The sequence below is a fragment of the Nocardioides cremeus genome, assembly GCF_030518195.1.
Taxonomy (GTDB): domain Bacteria; phylum Actinomycetota; class Actinomycetes; order Propionibacteriales; family Nocardioidaceae; genus Nocardioides; species Nocardioides cremeus.
In genome coordinates this window covers 1-211 of sequence record NZ_JAULSC010000482.1, presented here as the reverse complement: position 1 = coordinate 211, position 211 = coordinate 1, and the positions used below count along the sequence as shown (strand labels likewise).

The following is a 211-nucleotide window of genomic DNA, read 5'->3' as shown; positions in this document are numbered from 1 at the left end:
GACCCCGACGAGCTGACCAGCGCCTGGCACGCGGCGTGGGCCTCGATGCTCTCCTTCACCCTGGGAGCGCTGCTCCCGCTGCTGACCATCCTCCTCGTCGTCGCCGACCAGCGCGTCGGCGGCACCATGGGCGCGGTCGCGCTGGCCCTGGCCCTCACCGGCTGGGCCAGCGCCAAGCTGGGCTACGGCCCCACCCGCCCGGCCGTGCGGC

General features: G+C 76.3%; 1 protein-coding gene. It reads left to right on the top strand.

Features of this window, described 5'->3' with window-relative positions; translation table 11 throughout:
• Window positions 1-211: VIT1/CCC1 transporter family protein (locus QWJ41_RS21810; protein WP_302710590.1), on the top strand; the 211-nt coding region annotated here is incomplete at both ends.